This is a genomic window from Streptomyces griseicoloratus (assembly GCF_014534645.1).
Classification (GTDB): Bacteria; Actinomycetota; Actinomycetes; order Streptomycetales; family Streptomycetaceae; genus Streptomyces; species Streptomyces griseicoloratus.
In genome coordinates, this window is the sequence record NZ_JACVQF010000056.1 from 1 (window position 1) to 268 (window position 268).

The 268-nt window shown below is 76.9% G+C and carries 1 protein-coding gene; it reads right to left on the bottom strand.

Annotated features, from left to right (window positions below; genetic code table 11):
* Positions 1–268 (bottom strand): hypothetical protein (locus tag H0H10_RS02190; protein WP_188179074.1); only part of this gene is annotated, 268 nt, incomplete at both ends.

The window sequence follows — 268 nt, forward strand, 5'->3', positions numbered from 1 at the left end:
GCCGTAGGTGGCGAGCAGGGCCTGGGCCTCGATCGGGTCGCCGAGCCGGGTGCCCGTGCCGTGCGCCTCGACGGCGTCCACGTCGCCCGGCCGGAGCCCGGCGTTCGCGAGCGCCTGCTGGATGACGCGTTCCTGGGAGGGGCCGTTGGGGGCGGTCAGGCCGTTGGAGGCACCGTCCTGGTTGACGGCCGTGCCGCGCACCACCGCGAGGACGCGGTGGCCGTTGCGGCGGGCGTCCGACAGGCGCTCGACCAGCAGCAGGCCGACG